The sequence below is a fragment of the Desulfomonile tiedjei genome, assembly GCA_016212925.1.
In the GTDB taxonomy this organism is placed as follows: domain Bacteria; phylum Desulfobacterota; class Desulfomonilia; order Desulfomonilales; family Desulfomonilaceae; genus JACRDF01.
In genome coordinates this window covers 49,294-69,271 of record JACRDF010000020.1, presented here as the reverse complement: position 1 = coordinate 69,271, position 19,978 = coordinate 49,294, and the positions used below count along the sequence as shown (strand labels likewise).

At 52.1% G+C, this 19,978-nt stretch carries 16 protein-coding genes; 6 read left to right on the top strand and 10 right to left on the bottom strand.

What is annotated here, in order from left to right; genetic code table 11:
• Nucleotides 1-20: 20 nt before the first annotated feature.
• The 8 genes from HY913_09295 to HY913_09260 all read right to left on the bottom strand — a co-directional run bounded on the left by HY913_09295 (nt 21) and on the right by HY913_09260 (nt 8,574).
• Nucleotides 21-947, bottom strand: a complete 927-nt coding sequence (locus HY913_09295; protein MBI4963460.1) for a transketolase — start codon at nt 945-947, stop codon at nt 21-23.
• Entirely contained in the window at nt 947-1,807 is an 861-nt protein-coding gene (locus HY913_09290) for a transketolase (protein MBI4963459.1), read from the bottom strand. The genes HY913_09295 and HY913_09290 overlap by 1 nt, the downstream gene beginning before the upstream one ends.
• Nucleotides 1,776-2,831, bottom strand: coding sequence for an aminoglycoside phosphotransferase family protein (locus tag HY913_09285; GenBank protein MBI4963458.1), 1,056 nt, complete (start codon nt 2,829-2,831; stop codon nt 1,776-1,778). Before HY913_09285 ends, HY913_09290 begins: the two co-directional genes overlap by 32 nt.
• Before the next feature lie 360 nt (nt 2,832-3,191).
• Nucleotides 3,192-3,803 (bottom strand): hypothetical protein, encoded by a 612-nt coding sequence (locus tag HY913_09280; protein ID MBI4963457.1) that lies wholly within the window; start codon nt 3,801-3,803, stop codon nt 3,192-3,194.
• A gap of 24 nt (nt 3,804-3,827) precedes the next feature.
• Nucleotides 3,828-4,805: a Gfo/Idh/MocA family oxidoreductase gene (locus HY913_09275; protein MBI4963456.1), complete on the bottom strand. Its 978-nt coding sequence runs from the start codon at nt 4,803-4,805 to the stop codon at nt 3,828-3,830.
• A gap of 3 nt (nt 4,806-4,808) precedes the next feature.
• On the bottom strand, nt 4,809-5,807 hold the full coding sequence (locus tag HY913_09270) for an NAD-dependent epimerase/dehydratase (protein MBI4963455.1): 999 nt from the start codon (nt 5,805-5,807) through the stop codon (nt 4,809-4,811).
• Between the two features lie 231 nt (nt 5,808-6,038).
• Nucleotides 6,039-7,028: a hypothetical protein gene (locus HY913_09265; protein MBI4963454.1), complete on the bottom strand. Its 990-nt coding sequence runs from the start codon at nt 7,026-7,028 to the stop codon at nt 6,039-6,041.
• A gap of 22 nt (nt 7,029-7,050) precedes the next feature.
• Nucleotides 7,051-8,574 (bottom strand): adenylyltransferase/cytidyltransferase family protein, encoded by a 1,524-nt coding sequence (locus HY913_09260; GenBank protein MBI4963453.1) that lies wholly within the window; start codon nt 8,572-8,574, stop codon nt 7,051-7,053.
• A 685-nt stretch (nt 8,575-9,259) separates the two neighbouring features.
• Between HY913_09260 and HY913_09255 the strand changes: the two genes are divergently transcribed.
• Nucleotides 9,260-10,348, top strand: coding sequence for a TIGR04372 family glycosyltransferase (locus HY913_09255; protein MBI4963452.1), 1,089 nt, complete (start codon nt 9,260-9,262; stop codon nt 10,346-10,348).
• 282 nt (nt 10,349-10,630) lie between these two features.
• On the opposite strand, the gene HY913_09250 is transcribed toward HY913_09255, so the two are convergent.
• Nucleotides 10,631-11,755 (bottom strand): class I SAM-dependent methyltransferase, encoded by a 1,125-nt coding sequence (locus HY913_09250; protein MBI4963451.1) that lies wholly within the window; start codon nt 11,753-11,755, stop codon nt 10,631-10,633.
• 531 nt (nt 11,756-12,286) lie between these two features.
• Between HY913_09250 and HY913_09245 the strand changes: the two genes are divergently transcribed.
• The 5 genes from HY913_09245 to HY913_09225 all read left to right on the top strand — a co-directional run bounded on the left by HY913_09245 (nt 12,287) and on the right by HY913_09225 (nt 19,226).
• A complete protein-coding gene (locus tag HY913_09245) occupies nt 12,287-12,766 on the top strand; it encodes a hypothetical protein (protein MBI4963450.1) in 480 nt (159 codons plus the stop codon).
• Between the two features lie 349 nt (nt 12,767-13,115).
• A complete protein-coding gene (locus HY913_09240; protein ID MBI4963449.1) occupies nt 13,116-13,937 on the top strand; it encodes an efflux RND transporter periplasmic adaptor subunit in 822 nt (273 codons plus the stop codon).
• A 7-nt stretch (nt 13,938-13,944) separates the two neighbouring features.
• Entirely contained in the window at nt 13,945-15,459 is a 1,515-nt protein-coding gene (locus tag HY913_09235; GenBank protein ID MBI4963448.1) for a TolC family protein, read from the top strand.
• Between the two features lie 145 nt (nt 15,460-15,604).
• Nucleotides 15,605-17,722, top strand: a complete 2,118-nt coding sequence (locus HY913_09230; protein ID MBI4963447.1) for an HlyD family efflux transporter periplasmic adaptor subunit — start codon at nt 15,605-15,607, stop codon at nt 17,720-17,722.
• 10 nt (nt 17,723-17,732) lie between these two features.
• Nucleotides 17,733-19,226 carry an HlyD family efflux transporter periplasmic adaptor subunit gene (locus HY913_09225; protein ID MBI4963446.1) on the top strand — a complete coding sequence of 498 codons (1,494 nt, stop codon included), beginning with the start codon at nt 17,733-17,735 and terminating at the stop codon, nt 19,224-19,226.
• 218 nt (nt 19,227-19,444) lie between these two features.
• On the opposite strand, the gene HY913_09220 is transcribed toward HY913_09225, so the two are convergent.
• On the bottom strand, nt 19,445-19,759 hold the full coding sequence (locus HY913_09220) for a DUF3467 domain-containing protein (GenBank protein ID MBI4963445.1): 315 nt from the start codon (nt 19,757-19,759) through the stop codon (nt 19,445-19,447).
• Nucleotides 19,760-19,978 lie beyond the last annotated feature (219 nt).

Below are 19,978 nucleotides of genomic sequence, written 5' to 3'. Positions count from 1 at the left end.
ATCCTGCCTCTCTGTGAGTTCTATAGTTTTAAAAGTCTGTCAATGGTGGAGACAATCTCGCCCGAGGAGATACGGTAATGTTCCATTAGGCTGTTCTGAGACCCGTATTTCTCTGGAAAGACATCAGGAATGCCGATACGTGAAAAACGTTTGATACTGTCGAAATTGGCCTCTGCAACCACTTCCGCGACTGCGCTGCCAAGGCCGCCAACGATGGTGTGTTCCTCAACAGTTACAATCACAGGCACCTTAGCCGCATGGTACAGGATGCACTCCACGTCCAGAGGCTTAACCGTAGGAACGTGAACAACAGCCACGCCGATCCCTTTACCTTTGAGCGAGCCCGAGGCTTCCAGGGCCTGCCTCAAAGTCACGCCGGTGGTCACCACGAGCGCATCGGATCCCGACCGCATAGGAATGGCTTTGCCAATCTCGAACGGCACGTCGTCGGTGGTGACTATCGGATCGCCCCCTTTGCCCAAGCGGATATAAATGGGACCCGGGTAGTCAGAGGTCTTGGGCATTAACCGGCGCATTTCGTCCGCATCCGCGGGAGCGACGATGGTCATGTTGGGACAAGCCCTCATGATGGCGATGTCCTCCACCGCCAGGTGAGTCGGTCCCAAAGGCGCGTAAACCAGGCCGCCTCCATTCCCGATAAGCCTCACCGGAACATTGTGCAGACACACGTCCAGGACTATCTGCTCGAAACAACGCCTCGTAATAAACGTGGCGATGGTGTTCACATAAGGTATCTTGCCTTCCAAAGCCAGTCCTGCTGCCATCCCTATCACATTGGCTTCCGCGACACCTTCCATGAAGAAACGATCGGGAATCTCTTCCTTGAATTGGCTCAAGGTCCCAAACCCCAGATCAGATCCGATGAAGAAGATCCTTGAATCGGACTTGGCCATTTCATAGACTTGGTCCAGACAGGTTCTGCGCATCATGCAACCTCGAGGCTTTGGATAAGGGTTCGTATTTCCTCATCACTCAGGTTGCTCTTGTGATGCCATCTCAAATCATTCTCGATGCATGCGACTCCTTTGCCCTTTACCGTGTGGCAAATGACAGCAGTGGGCTTGTCGCGATCGAGAGGCGACCGGGAGAGCACTTCTTTCAAAGCTTTCACGTCATGGCCGTCTACTTCGGTTACAGCAAAACCGAAGGATTTCCACTTGTCTGCAAAAGGCTCAAGGTCCAAAACGTTGAACGTGGAATCGTAGGACTGGCACTTGTTGTAGTCCACGATAACGGTCAGATGTTGAAGCTTGTGCTTGGACGCGCACATAGCCGCTTCCCAATTGGAGCCCTCGTCCGATTCTCCATCACCAATGATCACGAAGGTGCGATAATCGGCTTTTTCGTACTTCCCGTTGAGGGCAAATCCGATCCCTATAGGTAAACCATGCCCGAGACTCCCCGTAGATGCTTCCACTCCCGGGATTTTACCGTATTCAGGGTGCCCTCCCAGGATTCCATCGCTTTTGCAGAATTTCCATAACTCCGATTCCGGAAAGAAGCCCTTGTCCGCGAGTAGGACGTAGAGAGCCAAGCATCCGTGACCCTTGCTGAGGATGCATCGGTCACGGTCGCGCCACCCGGGATTGCTGGGGTCGTAACGCAGCACATCGTCGTAAAGAACGCGAAGGATCTCGACCAAAGAAAAAGCGGACGCCAGATGGCCTCTTCGGGCCATCTCCATGACACGGACAATTTGCCTCCGCAGGCCGATTGATCGTGCGTCAAGGCCCGAACAGCCCAAGTCTCTGTCGTCAGGGCATGCAAGTGAAGTTTTCGTACTCATTCAAAGTTCTCTCCAACATGAGTCTCGCTTTGGCGAGCTGTTTCATTTGTAGCTCTCTCCGATCCAGTGCCCCTTTGGCGGAAAAATTCCTTCGGAGAAACTCCCTGGGAAGAAACTCATTGAGGATTATCAAGCACCATTTCAGGCCGAACAGAGGGTATACGACTTTGATTCTCGTTGCAAGCGCTTCGTATTCGTGAAAACCTTCCAGAATGCCGTCAAAAAAATAGCGCTTCAGGCTCTCGCGCAACTCCATCCCCGGATGAAGAATGAAATCACATACCATTTTGGCTGGATCGTCCCATCCGAAGTACTCAAAATCGAGGAAAATAATGCGGCCGGTTTCAGTCTTGAGGGCATTGTGAAAGCCAAAGTCCGAAGGGCTGAGAGTCTGCCGGTCTCGACCGATTCTGGAAGCAAAACCGATACCGATTTTCCCGGCTTCATCAGTGCACCAGGCAGTAATCGTTTCAACCGAGGGCATGAGACTGGTGTTCAGGAAATCGTGAAAGTCCTTTTGGTGCGTTTCCATGTTGGGACATTTGGCCAGTCGGTCCAGGCGCATCCAAAGGTTCCCCACGACATCCTCGATAGAAAAGAACGCTTCCGACGCATCGGGAAGCCGCTCGCTCCCGTCTCGGTCCTTAAGGCGATTCAGTGAGATCAAGAATTGGACACATTGCTCTACGTCGGCTTCTGTCGCAAGCCGGGAATCAATTGGCCGGCCTTCCAAGAACTCAAATATCGCAAGTCCCAGCCCGCGATCTTCGGCGATCACTCCGGGGACTGGCCGGACTCCGTTTTCTCGCATAAAACGCAAACTGTCCACTTCGACAGCTTGCCTGTCTCGAGGGTCACCCTCGTGGCGGAAATAAACCTTGGCAATGTATTTTGCAGAGTCTTGGCAGTGCACCTCGTAAACCTGACTATTCCGTCCGCCGCCCAAGGGTCGTACCGACCGAACCACGGTACGCGTCAGCTTTTCAATCGCTGGGACCAGTTCCGATGGGTCTGTAGTTGTCAAGGTTTCTAAGTGCTTTGCAGCAATCATTCACTTACGTGCGGGAGCGTCTCCCATGCCCCGAAGGGGCAGCCCGACGGTAGCCACGGGCGTAAGCCCGTGGAGAATGGCCCACACAATCGTTTGGATCACCGACCCTGGAGGGGTCGCCCATGAATGTAAGTTGGACTTCGGGATTGGTCGACCCCTTCAGGGTCGGTGACTCAGGGCTGTGGCAGTGCTTCCGGTCCACGGGTTACACCCGTGGCTACCATTGGTACGCCCCTTCAGGGCTAAGGATCCCTTCCACCCCTGCAAGACTGAATGGTTACGCTTTGCAGAGAGAACCATTCGAAAACCGCCGAGCCTTTTAAGCCATCCGACTTAACCAAAAAAATAGGTGATAATCTCGTCCCAACTTGTCACGGATCTCACGCCAACCGCGGAATATTTTTCGCCGTGAGGATTAAAGAGAATCTTCTCGACGCCGCAGGGAAAGGACTCGTCCAAATACGTTTCTTCGAGGTCGTCTATAACATGGGTGCACTTCAGCTCGGTTATACGTTTGATTTTGTCTTTTCGGGTAGACTCGAAATGGACATTGCCTTCGGGTAGATTCATTCCGCTAGGATCGAATAGCCCGTTGGCCCGCATCCACTCAGTGGCGGCCATACGCAAGTTGGTATGGGTGGCATCATAGTTCGAGAACTCTGTTTTGTGACTTACTATGTGAGCTTCCACGCCTTTTTTGCTGCATAGCTTGAAAAAAGTATCCACTTGGCCGATCAGCTTGGCTTCTCCCATCCTTGGCCCATACACAACCCCCTGGACCTTCTGCCACGCTTCGTCACCCTCAATTGATTGCCAAACAGCATCCCTCACTTGTTTCTTAGTCTTGCTTATGTCCGCGGCAATGAACCCGAGTTGCACTGCGACGCTGTGCATCAGGCAATCGTAGGTGACTATGGTATTGTCAAAATCAACTCCTATAATCATATTGTCCGGTTCCGGTTCAACGGGTCATGCCTCGCCTGTGTAGTCTGCGCGGGAAAAACCATCCACGACTCTCAACCCTGTTTGAGCTGACCGGTACAATGCGTCCACCAACTTCATAGTGTCGTCCGCGATTGCCAGATCAGGGGAAGTCCCGGCCTCAACATGGCTGAAGAAATCATCCATCAGTCTTTCCAGAGGGTCGGCCTTGGGGCCTGTATAATCCGTGCTCAAAATGTGAGATTCCGTTCCAAACACTTCGAGGCGCACTCGTGCCTTGGTGGACATCCTCATGTCCCAGCCGGCCCTGATTGTCACGATGACGTTATCGTCCACGGTCACTATTGCCGCGGACGTGTCTTCAACCGTTGAATTGGGCAGCCCGTGGTCCAAGTTGACGCACCATGCTGCGAAACGCTCCCGAGTCGGCAGCAGTAGGAGCGCCATTTGCAGCAGATGCACCCCAAAATCCATCAACACCCCGCCTCCGGATTCACTCGCACTGTGCAACCAGGCCTTTGAGAGGAAGGGGTCAGTCCTAAACCACTCGAAGCTGACTAACCTGGGCTTTCCAACGGTTCCCCGGTTCACGCTTTCAATAAGCCAATGATTCTCGGCCCTGAATTGGTTGTTGAAAACAGGATAGAAAGTGTGGGAATAGCTTGCAGCTTGTTGAAGCAGGGAATGGGTGTCAGAGTAGTCACTGCATATGGGCTTCTCCAACAGTATGTTCTTGTGGCTTTGCATTGCCGCCAAAGCGATCTCGGTATGAACAGACGGAGGGGTGCAGATCATTATCGTGTCAATGTCGGCCCTTTCCAGAACATATTTGTAGTGGGAATATACCGACTCGACGTGGTAGGCGGCGGCCAGTTCTTTCGCAGTCTGGACGTTACGGCTGCAAATGGCCACGACCCTGCAATCATCCCGCTTGGAATGAAGAGGCAGATACCGAGTCCGGACAACGTGACCGGCTCCTATTAGACCGATCGATCGCCTGTCCATTGCTCACTTCAGCTTCACGGCTTGCATAGTCTTGATATTGTAATACTTTATATCCTCCATAGGATTGGGCAGCTTGCCCGACGCAAACGCTTCTTTTATGTCAGTTACAGCTTCCTGAATAGTGTGCTTGGCCTCGAAGCCCAGTTCTCTCCTGATCTTTTCGGAGCACACATGGTAGGACCGGTTGTCGTTGCTCGGCGTGACCTCGATTGGCACTTTGCCGCCGACGGTTCCTGCAACAATATCGGCGATTTCCCTCACCGTATAGTTCTGGTATCCGGCATTGAAAATCTTCTTTTGAAGCTTGTGGTCAGGCTGTTCTAGCAGGAAGAGGTAAAGATCCGTCATATCCTCTATATGGATGTTCGGTCTTTTCTGGTCCCCCCCGAAGACCGTGATCTTTCCCCTGTCTATTGCGTGGGTGGTTAGTATGTTCACGGTGAGGTCCAACCTCATCCTCGGGGAATACCCGCAAACCGTCGACGGCCGGATTACAGTTACGATGAAATCGTCGGTCGCTTCTCCAAGGAGGACTTCCTCGCATGCGGCCTTGTACTTGGAATAATCGGTCAGCGGTTCAAGCGCGAGGTCCTCTGTGACTTCAGGCTCTGACTTTACGCCGTAAACACTGGAACTCGAAGCGTACACGAATCTCTTGACCTTGTGTTTCTTGGAGAGTTCAACCAGAGGGATAAATGCATCATAATTGATGGACTTGCCCAGTGCCGGGTCAAGTTCATAGCTGGGATCATTGGAGATACACGCCAGGTGTATCACGACATCGGTTCCGGGGATTTCGCGCTCAAGCAACTCTTTGTCTCGTATGTCTCCCTTGACCTCTTTTAAAGCGGGATTCCCCTGAACGGACCGGAGGACATCGTCCCCGTAAAGGTAAAGGTCGATCACTTTGACTTCGTAACCTGCGTGAATGAGCTTCGGCACGAGGGCAGCTCCCACATATCCTGCGCCTCCGGTAACGAGCACTTTCTTAAAATCCGACATTCGTCAGCTCCTCGGTTTGTAGGCTAAAATAAGCCGAAGAAAAGCTCTTTGAGCAAGGAAGCTTCCCTTCGGCCTTACTCTTCAAAAAACACTGTGTTTTCGTGGCGTCGAGGCTTTCCAACCTGAGTTAGGCCGGCAGACGCGGACACCCGATGGTGTCTTGGTGCAGGCATAGAGATCTGTGCAAAGAAAACATCTCTGACGATCTGATGCCCGAGTTGTCAGTTCCTTTCAGGGTAACGGGCTTGCACCAGCCGGGCGGGTGATGGCGGTCCAAAGCTGCGGGACAGTCTCCGCATGGTGGCCGCGAACGTAGAAACTTTTTCCACCGTCCGCCACCGTTCTAACCAACATGGTCTTCCAGGGCCGAAAATAATAGGCGGGCTGGTCTCGGGACGGCTCGTCATGATACGAAGGCGGCAGAGCATGAAGGTCGCACACCAGCGTAGTGATCTTGGATATGCTTTTTCCTTTTTGTCGACCGACGTTCCTCACCATGGCCAAAGCCTTGAGATAGACTTCGGGTCCCATCACGGAACTACCGAAATTCATTACCACACCGCCGTCGACTGATTCCAACGTCTTGGTAAATTTCAGAAAATCCGTGTAGCTTGTAGCGCCGTAGGCTGCTCCATCGCAGTTGGGATGCTCATGGAGTATGTCGTACCCGATACCTACGTGAACTGTAATCGGAACTCCATATCTGTACCCCGCAGCGAGTACGCTGGTCTCTTTGAAAGGAAAGCCTTCTTCCTCGATGACCCTACCCACAGCCTCCCCCAGCCCCAGCTTTTCTTTGGCGGCTTCGGCAACGATGTCATTTATCCTACCCGTTTCCTTCCAGAGACCGAAGCGGCCGTCCTTGATATACCGGGCGACGCTTTCAGTGGTGGCTCCAATCAAGGAGAACTCGAAGTCGTGGATGACACCTGCGCCGTTCAGGGCAATGCACGACAGATGCCCATTCTTCAACAGATCGATGAGATACCTCTGGACCCCGGCCCTGAGTACATGCGCACCCATCATCAGTATTACGGAAGATTTAGTCTCGCCTTTGCAGGCTTCCAATATTTTCGAAGATACCTCGACAAATGCCGGTTCCACGACCGGACGAGGTTCAAGGTCCAGGATAGTGGATATTTCCAGATCGTGCAGTCGATCGGCAAGAGGAAGTATTTCCAGATTGGAGCGGTCGAAAATAGGGCTCGAGGTTTTCTCCATGCGCAGCAGTGGCGCTCCGTATCTATTTCATTATGGAAGTGATGTATTTGATTACCGACATCTTATCAATGGATTTCATGTTGCCCACTATGCCCACCGCCATGGACCCGGCAATGGTCCCCAAGAAACCCAGCACCTCATTGGGCAATCCTTGGCACGCTGCAAGAGAGGTGAGTGAAAAGAAGGCATCGCCGGCCCCCACCCGATCCACAACGTTCGGCGCGAATGAGGGAATTTCTATGAAACTCGATTCTTCACGCCATACCAGGCATCCTTTGCGGCCACGTGTAACCACAAATCTGGAACACCCAAGTTTCTTCGCCAAGGCATCCATCATCGGCCGCACACTGCCGTTGGCCATGCGAGTCTCGACACGGATCTCGTGCTCGGCCAGGCACACGTAATCGGCCCTAGGATATCTGCTAATAGTGTGAAATCCTCGATTGCCTGCATTGGCCTGCGTCATTACGGCCAGGAATTTTGCGGAATCGGTCATTTTCCCGACCATTTGCTCACTTATGGTGTGATGACCAAAGTCCGCGGCGATAACCAGATCGAAATCGGCTAAGCGCCGGTCAAGCCACCGGCAAGCTTCATTGTTTGTTTGTTCAGGCAAATCCGAATCGTCCATGAGATAGATCTCAAGAAGCTTGTTGAGCGTGTACCCGTCTATGTACCTGCGCTTCAATACTGTTGGAGCGTTGGGCCTGTAGATCCAATGCGGGGTCACGTTGGCCTTGAGGCGAGAGTTGATGAATTCCTCATGGGAGTCTTTCTCTCCCAGCACGGTTAGGAGATCCACCGATGAAGCAAAATTCGCAACGTGATTTGCAACGGCCAGTGCGCCACCTGCAAACATCTCACTGGACTCGTACTTCATGGCAATTATTGGATCTTTGGATGACTTGCCTATGGCCTGGCCGTACTGATACTCGTCAATAATCGCGTCCCCGACCACCAGGACTCTCAAAGAAGACAGGTCTTCCAGGTAATTAAGTACCTCGTCGAGACTGTGACGATAACGAAATAGGCTCAAGTACTCGGTGACTTCTTGCGGGAAACCCGAGAAATAGCGATTTATCAGGTTGCTTGAAGAGAACACGATATCGTCGGTAAAGGCAAGCTTCGCCCCGATTTCACGAACAACCGCTTCCTCTTTTCCTATCTTGCCCGTCGCGTCCAGCGCCACGTTCCTGAACTCGGATCCCTTCACGTAAAGGTCGGGCCGCAATAACCTCAGCGTCTCTTCTGCCGTGGGCCATTCATTTATTGCAACATAATCCACGCACTTGAGAGAGGCTATTCCCTCCGAGCGCAATGTTTCCGGGAAAGCCGGCCGGTGAGGTCCTTTATCCACAAAACGATCCGGAGTGACCGTGACCACAAGAACATCTCCCATCCGTCGAGCCTGCTCGAAGTAGCGGATGTGGCCAATGTGAAGCAAGTCGAAGACGCCGTGACAGTGGACGATCACCTTCCCTTGCTCTTTCAACGATCTTACAGCGGCTACCAGCTCGTTGAATGGCGTAACTTTCGGGCTAAACACCGTTCCTGTGTCTCCTCAGAATGGCATTCCTTCGAAAATAGTCTTTTCCGGGTTCGCAGACACAAGGCAAGCGACAGGTAGCGTCGCTTAAGAGTGGAGGTCGCAGATTGTGGTGGTTGAGATTATATAAGAACAGGCTCCGCCCCCGCCTAAATCCCATATCTGGCTAACAATGTTAGGCATTTACATCACCATTACCCCTCGGAACCTATTAAAACCACAAATTGTAGCTGTTGACCCTTCCGTTAGATGTTCTTGTCCGACGACCGGCAACCGGATGGGTCATCAGAGGATTCTTCCCTATTAACGATTGTACTTTGACATGATTTCCTACTGGAGTCAACGACATTTTGCTTGGCCCTGAGCATTGACTCGGCGCATGGCCTCATATTAACCTCGGTGGGTTAGATGGGGGTATTGTTCGCTTTCGGCAGTCTGTGCTAACTTACCTGCGGGTAGAGAAGGGCCGAACGAAACACGTTGTAGTGCAATGCGATTCCAGGATGAACTGCGACCAAACCCAATGACAAAACAGCCAGTCAAATGGTCAAGAAAGCCACTGTTAACCCGCACCGTCGCAAGTCGCCTGAAGGAGCACCCTCTCCTTTGGAAGTGCGCACTAGCCCTGTTCGCTTCAGCGGAATGGATATTGGGGCTTCTCCTGCCGTTGCTGGAGCGGCACATCTTGAGGAGGCCGATAAGGTTCCTCAATATACCTTGCCAGCACATAGGTCATCTGGCAGTCGAAACGGACTGTTTTGTCAAGGAGGGCCTCCTTGGCCGTCGCCCTGATTACCGAGGCATAGTCCTGTGTTCGAAAACACGTGTGTCCAACCCTAGCCTGCTGAAATACATAAAGACAAACCTCACCGTCATAACCAACCCCTTTGTTTGCGCAGTTCTCAAGCCTCTGGCCAGGGCCGGACCTATGCAATATGACGTCACCGGATACGCCCAGATCGTCGGGGGCACTTCTCTGGCCCCAACGATTAACAGAGAATGGGGGGATCGTACGCCGGTCTGGAGGCTGTCAGACGAAGACATCAGGCGCGGGAGGGAATGCCTCCGGAGTTTCGGCCTCACCGATGACTCGTGGTTTGTGTGCGTCCATTGTAGAGAACCAGGTTATCTTCAATGGGACATTCATGATTATCGGGATGTAAATGTCCATGACTATATTCCGGCGATGCAAGCGATAGTGGAGCGGGGCGGCTGGTGCCTCCGCATGGGAGATCCGTCAATGCAACCCCTTCCCAAGCTGGAAGGAGTCATAGACTACTGTCACAGCGACCTCCGAAGCGATTGGATGGATGTCTTCCTGTGTGCGAGTTCACGATTTTTCCTGGGTTCCGGATCAGGTCTCTATTGGGTATCGGGGATATTCGGTGTTCCGGTGGCTTGCGCCAATTTCACTCCCATGTCTTCGGTTCTTGCTCTACGACCAGGCGACCTGGGTATTCCCAAGCTAGTTTGGTCTGAAACCGACGAGCGTCTCCTGCCTTTCCGGCAGGTGCTCGGCACTCCTATTGGAGACTACCGGTTTACGCTGGAGTATGAGAATTCTAAAATCAGGCTCATTGACAACAAGCCGGAAGACGTCAAAAAGTTAGCCGAGGAAATGCTCGACAAAACTGAAGGAAAAGCCGTCTATACGGAGGACGACCGCATGCTGCAAGAAAACTTCCTTGCCCTGCTGCATCCGGGCCATTTCAGTTACGGCTCCGGGGCGCGGGTTGGACGTGACTTTTTGAGGGATTACCGAGCACTTATGTAAGAGGCCGAAGGCAACTAGCAATTGCCGGAATTAATGTCCGATTGCCCTTGAATAGACCCACCTAATCTAGCCGCATGGTGCCATTACTGAGGAGTCACTTTGTAGCGGGTGCCACTGCTGGCTTGTCCAGCGGTGTGTCCTGAGAATGCACTGCTGGACAAGCCAGCAGTGGCACCCAAGCCATAGCCCCAGTCGCTGGTTACCGGGTGGAAACAAGCAAAAATTCTGGCAACAGCCATAATCGTCAACCCACAAACAGCATCGGCCGGGAATACCTTGTAATTACAGGAATATCAACCCCTGCTTGCCGTCTTGATTGTGGCCATAACATCCGATGCGTTCGGCAAAATCCCACGTCGCACTCGTCCAGCCAATGTCATCCACAACGATGACTCCATGCGGATTCATGTAAGGCAGGGCGCATTCCAGCTCGAACATGAGATGATCGTAGCTGTGATCGCTGTCGTGATAGAACATATCGACTTTGCCGGCCTTCTCAAGGACTTCCGGCAAAAGCTCTTTGGCATCGCCGTTGACAACATCAAATCCATGCTGCAAGCCATCCGGAACCAGCCACCCGGACCCTTTTCCCGGCGGGATCAAGACACCGTAAACAACAGGCTGTTGATAAAACGGATCGTCCGGATCATAGATGTAGGGGAGATCCACCGCTAAAAGCATTCCTTCGTCTCGGTTTTTCTTGAGGGCCAGAGCGATAAACGCGCAGGAAACTCCATTGCTGGTCCCTGTCTGAACCACCACTTTCGGCCGTTGGGACCGGACAATCCAGTAAAGGAAAAGCCCTTCTTGAAGACTGACAGATCCGGGATGAAACTCGCCAGGTTGTGCTGCATTGACTTTCCTGATGAACGATTCAAGCTCAGCGTGTTTGATCCGGAAATTGCGATAATCCGGGTCGCCTTCAAGCTCTTCTGCGCATTGACGCAGAACTTCGCTCAGATGCTCCGGGTCGTCGAGCCCCTCCGCCCGCACCTTTGCCAACAAGGGGTTGGTGCGCGAGGATTCCGTCAAATCGGTGGGGACGTTCACCGGATAGATTTGCCCCGGCCGGTTCTTCACCAAATCGAGACTGTACCTCGGACTCGCCGGGTTGTAGGTTCGCGGGGCAGTTTCGTACGGTTGTTCTTCGGTCGACAGCAGGTATCTGGGCCGTGGAATAAGTTCGAAGCCTTTCATCCGAAGAATAGGAGCCACCAGGAGCCGAAAAAGCCTTGATCCCAGGTGCCCCGGGTACGGCGCGACTCCGGGCGACGAGTTTGATCCTGAGTCGCGGACCTCTCCTCGAATAGCTTTTTCATGCACTGCAAGCAATTTGGATAACTGCGTTTGTTTTCTAACATCGTAACCAAAGGTTCTGATGGTGCTAAGGACACACGATTTCAACATGTTGCATTTCCGTTCGATCAAATCCGCTTATTTTCAGGCTCGTACTGAGCGGCCACAGGTACGAAATTTCACGCTTGCCCGCGAAGTCACCTCCGCGGGTCCAAGGTGATTGGCGGCCGGAAATTTTCATCGAGAATAGCCTCTATTCAGGTGATCCGTCAACTTGATATTTCGGGGCCTAGTAAGTATAAGCCCCGATGCCCGCTTCGTCGGTCTCATTAAACAGCAATGAATTACTACCAGCCGTTCCCAGTTGCGCGATGGCTTCTTATTTCGCGAAAGCGGGAAATGGTCTGACACGCCGGAACCTTCGTGCGAGTGGTAAGTTGCTGAACTGCCATAACTTTGCGGTCGTGCCAGTCTGTTTTTTGCCGGGGCTCCTCGCTGCGTATTTGGCACGAAACCTGCATACAGATCAGTGCGAAATCCTGGTGCACATGGCACAGCGCGGAGGTCTCCGATTAATAGCTGTCCGTGTTGGGCCAAGAAAATGGGTTTCGGCAGCATCAAGCAATGGAAGGAGTTATGATCATGTCAAGCCCGAATCTAGAGAGCATCATGCCAATTATGAAGGTAATGGCCCAGGTTGAGGGGACTATTGCGAATTTCTACAGGTCATGCGCGGAAACTTTCCCTAGCAGCAAAGTATTCTGGGAACGACTTGCAGAAGAAGAAACCGCTCATGAAGATGCGGTGAGGGAACTGATGCTCGCTGCTGCCGAGCACCCCGAAGCATTTGAAGTTGGTGACTCTTCGCCACTAGACGCATTGGAAGCTTTTGCCGCGCGAATACATACAAATTTTGAGCAACTTCGAATGGGTTATCTCACAGAGGAAAAGGCACTGTTGGTAGCTTATCTCATAGAGAACACATACGTTGAAGGCAAGTACGCCGGAATTATTAAGTTAAGGGATACGCGTGATTCGAAAACGTTGAAGAAACTGTCATCAGACTCAATTGAACACAGAGACAGGCTTGTCAGGAAGATGAGACAACAAAAAACAAAGTGACCCGGATGTGCATCACAGCCACTCCGGCAAGGCGGGATAATGGTTTTCTGCTTGACAAGCGCCGACGTGGATGGGATAAAGACCCAAACGATTATGTTCACTAGGTTCGGTTCTTTTAGTAAGAAGTTTATTTATTGCAATGGTAGGGTATGGAAAGATGCCACGAAAAGGTTTTTCTGTTTGCTTTGTGGCCGCTCTGTGTTTTTTGTGTTCAGGACAGTTCTCACTTGCAGATGAGGCAAGAAATTCTCTCCCGGACCCCGGTTGCTCGGAGCCACGGATAGGTAATTCCGCTTCCTCAGCCTTCAGTGTCCCTGCCGACCAAAAGACCCACCCTAGCGCCTTGACCATGACCAGTTCCGCTTATTCCGTGGAAAAGGCCCCTTCGGTACTGATAACACCTGGAGATCCCGAGCCTTTTAAGCAGATCGAACCACCAGACTTCTTAGACCAAAGCCAACAGAAGACTACTCTCGGCAAAATCGAAGCCACAATTATTAATCCGTTCCGCAGCGCTGCTATAGCCGCGGAGGTAAGCGGTATCATTGAGCACTACAATTTCGAAGTTGGCGATCACGTTAAGAAAGGAGTCATCATAGCCGAGATTTCCAAGAAACGCTATGCGCTGGGGGTGGAGAGAGCAAAGCAAAGTCTGGATGCTTTTAGAATAGCCTTGAAGAGAGCGCAAAAAGATAAGGAAATAAAAGAGAAGCTCGTTTCATTGGACGCAAGCAGCGTGCAGGAGTTGTTGAGGGCCGAGGCGGAGGCTGAAATCACCGAACAGAAAATCCATGAGGCTGAGACATTGCTCAAGCAGGCGCTTCTCGACCTGGAAGCCTGCCAGGTCAAAGCCCCCTTTTCCGGTTATTTGGCCATTAGGTACAAAGAGCCTTTTGAGGCGGTGGGCTCGCTTGAGAAGATGTTTACTTTGGTCGACAGCAGCAAGGTCTACGCCGTGGCATACGTGCCTGAAAATCTTATGCCACTTTTCAAAAAAGGGGCGAAAGCCGCGTTTAATGATTCCTCCGGAAGGCAATTTGTAGGTGAGGTCGACAAAATCGAACCGATCATAGATCCGAAAACCGGCACCCAAAAGATCTTCGTACTGATGAATAATGCTGAAGAGCAGCTTGCCATAGGTATGAGCGGGGCCTTGGAGTCCGTCCAATGAGGTCTCCATGATGTTCCCGCTTCAGGGATTTCACAAGAAAGCTGCGCTAATAAGCCTGTGCCTGCTCGTTTCGCTGCTGGCGTCATGTCGGGCGTCGTTGCTCAACGGATTCCGCCCTGCAAATCATGTGCAGGTCACCGACTCCAATTCCGCGATGACGCTAATTAATCATCGAGTCAAGCCCGCTACAACGGTGACAGGTAAACGATTTCTGACCCTGGAAGATTGCAGAACTCTTGCGCTGGGCAACAATTTGGACTTGCAGGCCGCCCGCCTGGAGGAATTGACCCAACAGGCGATTCAGTACAGCAATCGGACCAGGATCCTTCCACATTTTATCTTTTCCGGTGACCTAAGCGAGAGAAGCAATCTGCGCTATTCTTACAGCGACGTGCTTGGCTTGGAAGGCGCCCATCCACGCTATCAACAGCAAAACCTCGGCGGTGCCCAACCCGGAGTCACCAGCTTTTCCACCGGGCACGAGAGGAGCACCTGGTATTATGTCTTGGAGACCCGGTGGAGCCCGACGGATGCCGCTCTAGCCTATTATGTGACTAAAAGCAGCGCCAATGAAACGACAAAGTCTCGTTATCACAAGCTCAGGATAGCCCAAAAACTCGTGGAGCTGGTAGACTCCTCCTTTTTTCGTCTTCTCGCCCTTCAAGAGGTCTTGCCTCTGGCCGAGAACCTCTTCTCACTCCGGAAAGGAATGCTATACAAGACGGAACAATTGCTCCAAGATAGATTGGGTAAAGTCGAAGAGTACCACAGAGCGGAACAGAGAACCTCCAGGGCGAAGAGGCTTCTGGGGAAGATCCGCAACGACATCGAGAATGAACGAAACATTCTTGCTTCGGCAATGGCCTTGTCACCCGATTATTGCATAGATGGAGGATTTCGGCTCGAAGGGGCCCTTTCCAGGCCGAGGTTCAGTTCGGAGTTATGCGAATTGGAAATGATAGCAGTTCGTAGACGGCCCGAGGCTTACGAGGCAGGCCTTGCTCACCTGAGTTCCGTGAACGATCTGAAGCGCACGATTGTCAAGTATTTCCCAAGGGTTACCGGTTTTTGGCGACACGCGCGAGACAAAGATAAATTCCTGTACGATCCCGCTTGGAAAGAGGTTGGTATATCGATTTATTTCGACCTGGTAGAATGGCTGGCCAATGTCGACGAGTCCAAAGCCAGCCGGATCAAATCCGAGAAGACGGAGAGAGAAATGAGCGCCATAGCACTGGGGATTACCTCCCAGGTCCGCCTGGCAGCCTTAAAGTACTTCGACGGGATGGATGAGCTGGAAAATGCGGAATCCAGTGTGGCCAGCCTTCGAAAGGTCCTGCATGCAGTAGAGGCGAGGGTCTCCATGCAGGATGTGGAAAGGCTCATGGCGGAGGAGGCGAGAGCCGAGTTGCTTGAGGCCAAAATCATGAGAATACGGGCGCTTGGCGAGGCCAATGCGACCCTGGCCGCTCTACAAAGTTCAATGGGAACGAATTATCAAGAATCGATGTCTGATCAATGACATGGAGCCTGGAGAAACGGCCTAGGTAAGCCCCTCCGACATCTCTTGATCGCTTATTGACTGGAAGCTGCAATTACCAGCGCTTGTTGACAATTTTGGACGCACAACAAATCTGAAATAACGATGATCCTGCGAGGAGTCGAGCATGGAAGGACGGATCAAGTTTCGAGTCGACCTTCAGGCGCACAAGTACGACGATGTGGAGGACAGAGACACCGTGGTCCTGAAGGACCCTGTCTCGGGGAAGTATTTTTACCTTTCGGTCTATGAATACCGCCTTTTGAAGACCCTCGATGGTAATCGTACTCTGGAGGAGGCTACAGAGCGACTGGCAGTCATGGGCTATTATTATTCGCTTGAGGAGGCGGGGGCAATTGTGGCGAAGGCAGCCCAGATGGGCCTCGTCCTGGGCACTAAATTCGGCACCGCGATGTTTCAGGAGCACCTCAAGCAACAAATTGAAGCCTCCAAGAAAGCCAGGCGCTGGGCGAGCATCTATTTCATGTTTATTCCCCTCTTAAATCCCGACAAATTTCTGGAAAAGACGCTCTGGATAGCCAAATTGTTTGCCAACAAGTTCACTATCGGCTTGTTTGCCCTGGCGTTGCCCGGAGCCATTTACTGCCTCATCTCAGGGCTTGCCGGGACAGAAACCGAGTACCTGTTTTTCTTCAACCTGGAGAACCTCATCTATCTATGGATAACCCTTGCTCTTACGAAATTGCTGCATGAGTTTGCTCACGCTTACGTGGCGAAAAGTTTCGGGATTCATGTCCCGGAGATGGGAGTGGCGTTCCTTATCTTTTTCCCATGCCTGTTCTGCAATACCACGGACGCATGGCAGTTAGCCGATCGCAAGCAGCGCATAGCTATAAGCGCGGCGGGTATTTTGGTCGAGGGCGCCTTGGCAATTGCGGCCACATACGTTTGGTATTTCACAAATCCCGGGGTCATCAATTCACTGGCCTTTTACCTTATGGCCGTTTCTTTCTTTTCGACGGTTTTGTTCAACGGCAATCCCCTCATGAGGTTTGACGGCTATTTCATCCTCATGGACTGGCTCAGACTGCCAAATCTGTCCACGAGGGCCCTGGCTTATGTAAAGTACCTGTTCATGAACAGGGTGCTCGGGATTTCCCTCTTTGTAAACCCCGCTACAACGCCCAGAGAGGTCATTATCTTCTCGATCTACGGGGTGTGCGCTTTCTTGTATCGGCTCTTTCTGTACACCATGATATGTGTGGGTGTTTACTATCGTTTTGACAAGCTCCTGGGCCTGATTCTGGCTTCTCTCGCATTCGTGTTGTTCATTGTGATTCCCTTGACCAAGGGCGTCCGAACCCTATATTCGAAGCGCAAAGAGATCCATCCGCAGCCATCGGGCGTCTTGGTTTTTTCCGCTCTGGTCTGCGCTATCGTCCTGATTTTGGTGGCCCCGCTGCCGAGAAGGTCTATTTACCCATGCTACCTGGCATCGGCCAAGGTTCAGAAGCTGACTGTGCCTCTCCAGACCTCGGTAGCGGATGTTTTTATCCGTGAGGGCAAAGAAGCCTCAGAGGGGGCTCTGTTATTCACGCTGGACGATTCCCTTTTGAAGCTGGCTTTGTTCGAAAACGAAATTCGGCGGGAGATATTGCGTACTGAAGTAAAGTATCTTCTTTTGGATCCGGGGCATCGGGGCGAGGCTGCAAGCAAGGAGATAGAACTGCGCAAATTGGATCACAAGACCGACCGTATTAGAAGAGACCTTGCCCTGGCCGAAAACGGAATAGTGGCCCCTTTTGAAGGGGTGGTCACTAACATGGATTACAGGTTGCAAACCGGGTTTCAGCCGGGTGAAGGGGTAGTGGTGGGCGAGTTCGAATCCCTGACAGACTGCACCGTTTATGCTCTCGTTCCGGCAAAGGATCTTCCCAAACTTCACACCGGCCAAGACGTCAGGATTTGGTTCCGAATGGGATCGGGAATAATCCTGACGGGCACTATTGAAGAGATTAGACCTTACGGGGAGCAGGACCTCAGAGATATGCCGTTCTCGAGTCGCTTTGGGGGGGACATGGCCATTGAGGCAAGAGGAGAAGATCGTACGGACGTCCCCTTGGAAGCCCTCTTCCGATGTTCAGTAAGTTTTCGGAATGTAGACCGCAAAATCCCTCTTGGAATGACCGGCAAATTGGTTGTGGATTCACCGCGAACGAGTCTTTGGAGCCGGTCCGTGGAAGGCATTCTCGAAGGCTTTCATAAAGAGTCGATCTTCTGGTAAAGGAACAGATATGGCTTCGCAAGTCCCAGGTATACCAGGCCAGGTTCCAGTGCAGGCAAAAGACCCGCGAGATCCCGCCGCGATTTCCCGGGAAAGAATTATTGTCTTGAGCCTTGAGTTCTCCCGCAGAGCGCTGGAAGCTCGTTCACTGGAAGAGCTTTACTTTTTGCTCACCAACGATATTCGGGCTCTTGTCGAATTCGACAGGTCGTTCTTGATCACCCACATCAGGGGAGAGTCACGCTACGTCGCAGCAGGAAACCAGCCAATTACGGAAAAAAAATCCAAATTCAGCCAGGAGCTGGACAACCTTGGACTGCGGATACAAGGGCTTAATAAGACAGTACTATTGGCAAGCCCAGCTGACTTGGAAAAGCTGTCTGACGACGTGCTCGCTCCGGAGTTCAAAGACGCTTTTCGTTCATATATGCACTTCGCCGAATGCACGGGCATCTTGTGTGTGCCTCTGATCTTCGATGGACAAACCTTGGGGCACTTGTTGCTGGAATACCTTGATGGGAAAGCCCCCGACCAGGTCAACGTCCTTGCCCTGGCGAAGTTGGCGCCGGTCTTTGCGGCAGCGCTGGCCCAAAGATGGGTTTTCGCTCAAAATCCCGAGCTTTCAAGGCTCACAGAGGTTTCGTCCTGGCGCCAGAAACCGGTTATGAAGTTTTTGGCGGGACATTGGCTTGTACTGGCAATTGGGGCGCCTCTGCTGATTGCGCTTCTGTTCATGATCCCATTTTCTTACCCAGTGGGGGGCGAAGCAGATATCGTCCCTCGGGACAGGCATGTGGCCTTTTGCATGACCGATGGATTGATCGACAAAATCCTGGTTGCCGAGGGCTCTCAGGTGAAACAAGGACAGGTTCTAGCCACCATAGACCCTACGGAGTTGGATTTCAAAATAAAGACCTCTGAACGACAGCTCGAGTTGCTTACTGCTGAAATGACTCTGTTGAAAAGGTCTTCAGGACAGGATATCTCGAAACTGGCTGAAAGCAGGCTGGTAGAACTAAAAGCCAAAAACGTGCAGACCGAATTGCAGTTTTTTCAATGGCAGAAGCAGTTTCTGCAAATCAAAGCACCTGCATCCGGGGTAGTTACCACGAAACACGTGGAAACTCTCATAGGGAAGAAATTCAAAGCCGGTGAGCCTTTTTGTGAAATCGCAGCTCCCGGAGAATTATGGGCGGAAATTTATGTCCTGGAAGACAAAGTGAGTAGGATTAAAAAGGGACAAGATGGTGTTTTGAATCTGAACAACGAACCTCGAACCGGGTACGAGATTGATGTCAAGGAGATTGCCCCGCGTGCAGAAGCCATTCCGCGTCTGGGTAACGTTTATCGTGTGAGAGCGTCTTTCCGAGGCGACCCGCCACCGCGTCTCAAGGTAGGCATGAAGGGAGTCGGGACAATTTACGCGGAAAAAACGAGCGTGTATTCATTTATTACTCATCGACTGGTCGCCAGGTGGAATCAATTGGCGCTGTACCTTCTGTGATGGCCAAACGTGTCATTGCGAGTCCGCAGGCCCGAAGCACTCTCCGTGGCGTGCCAAGGAGAGTGCTTCCTTGGTAATGCGGGATTTCACGGCTCGCAATGGCAACGTTACGGTCTTTGCCGGCCAAACCACCGAGCTTCAAGGGCACCAAAATTCGGGAAATTGGGTCTTGCGCCATGCATTAGTCCCTAGGGCAAGGGCTTGCAGGTGCGCCTCGGCTAGCCGATGTTGCCGGCTTCTTTTCTTCTCGCCTTCGTAACCTGAACTGTCTGCCCCAGGATTCTGACCAGATCTTCGGCCTGCTCAAGCGTCATGTAAATCTGGTGCTCGTAAAGTTCCACCATCGCCTGCTCGCCTTTCTCGTTGCTGCCGGGGACATACCGCCCGAAGAAAAGCGAAATGTCTCTGGGGCTGGTAGCCACCATCGCGCAGTTGCTGTAGTAAATGCCCATCTGCTTAGCCATGGCTCTGGCCGGGGCCCCTGGTTGCTGCGGTCTCGCTTCTTGTTCCTTGTCTGTCGTGCTGTCTGCCATATGTTTCTCCTTTCCGCACAATTCCACGTTTAGTATTCAGGCCGGAAGAAAACCAATACCTTCAACACCGAATCTCTGTCGAAGGGATCGTTTACCAGAGTTACCGTTTGGCATCAGTGTTCCAAGGAGGAAGAATTCCGGTAACCCTGCGTGCGATTATCCTCGACCTCCGGGAAGTTGTTACACGTATGTGTTGAACATAGTCAAGCGCAAAGCGCG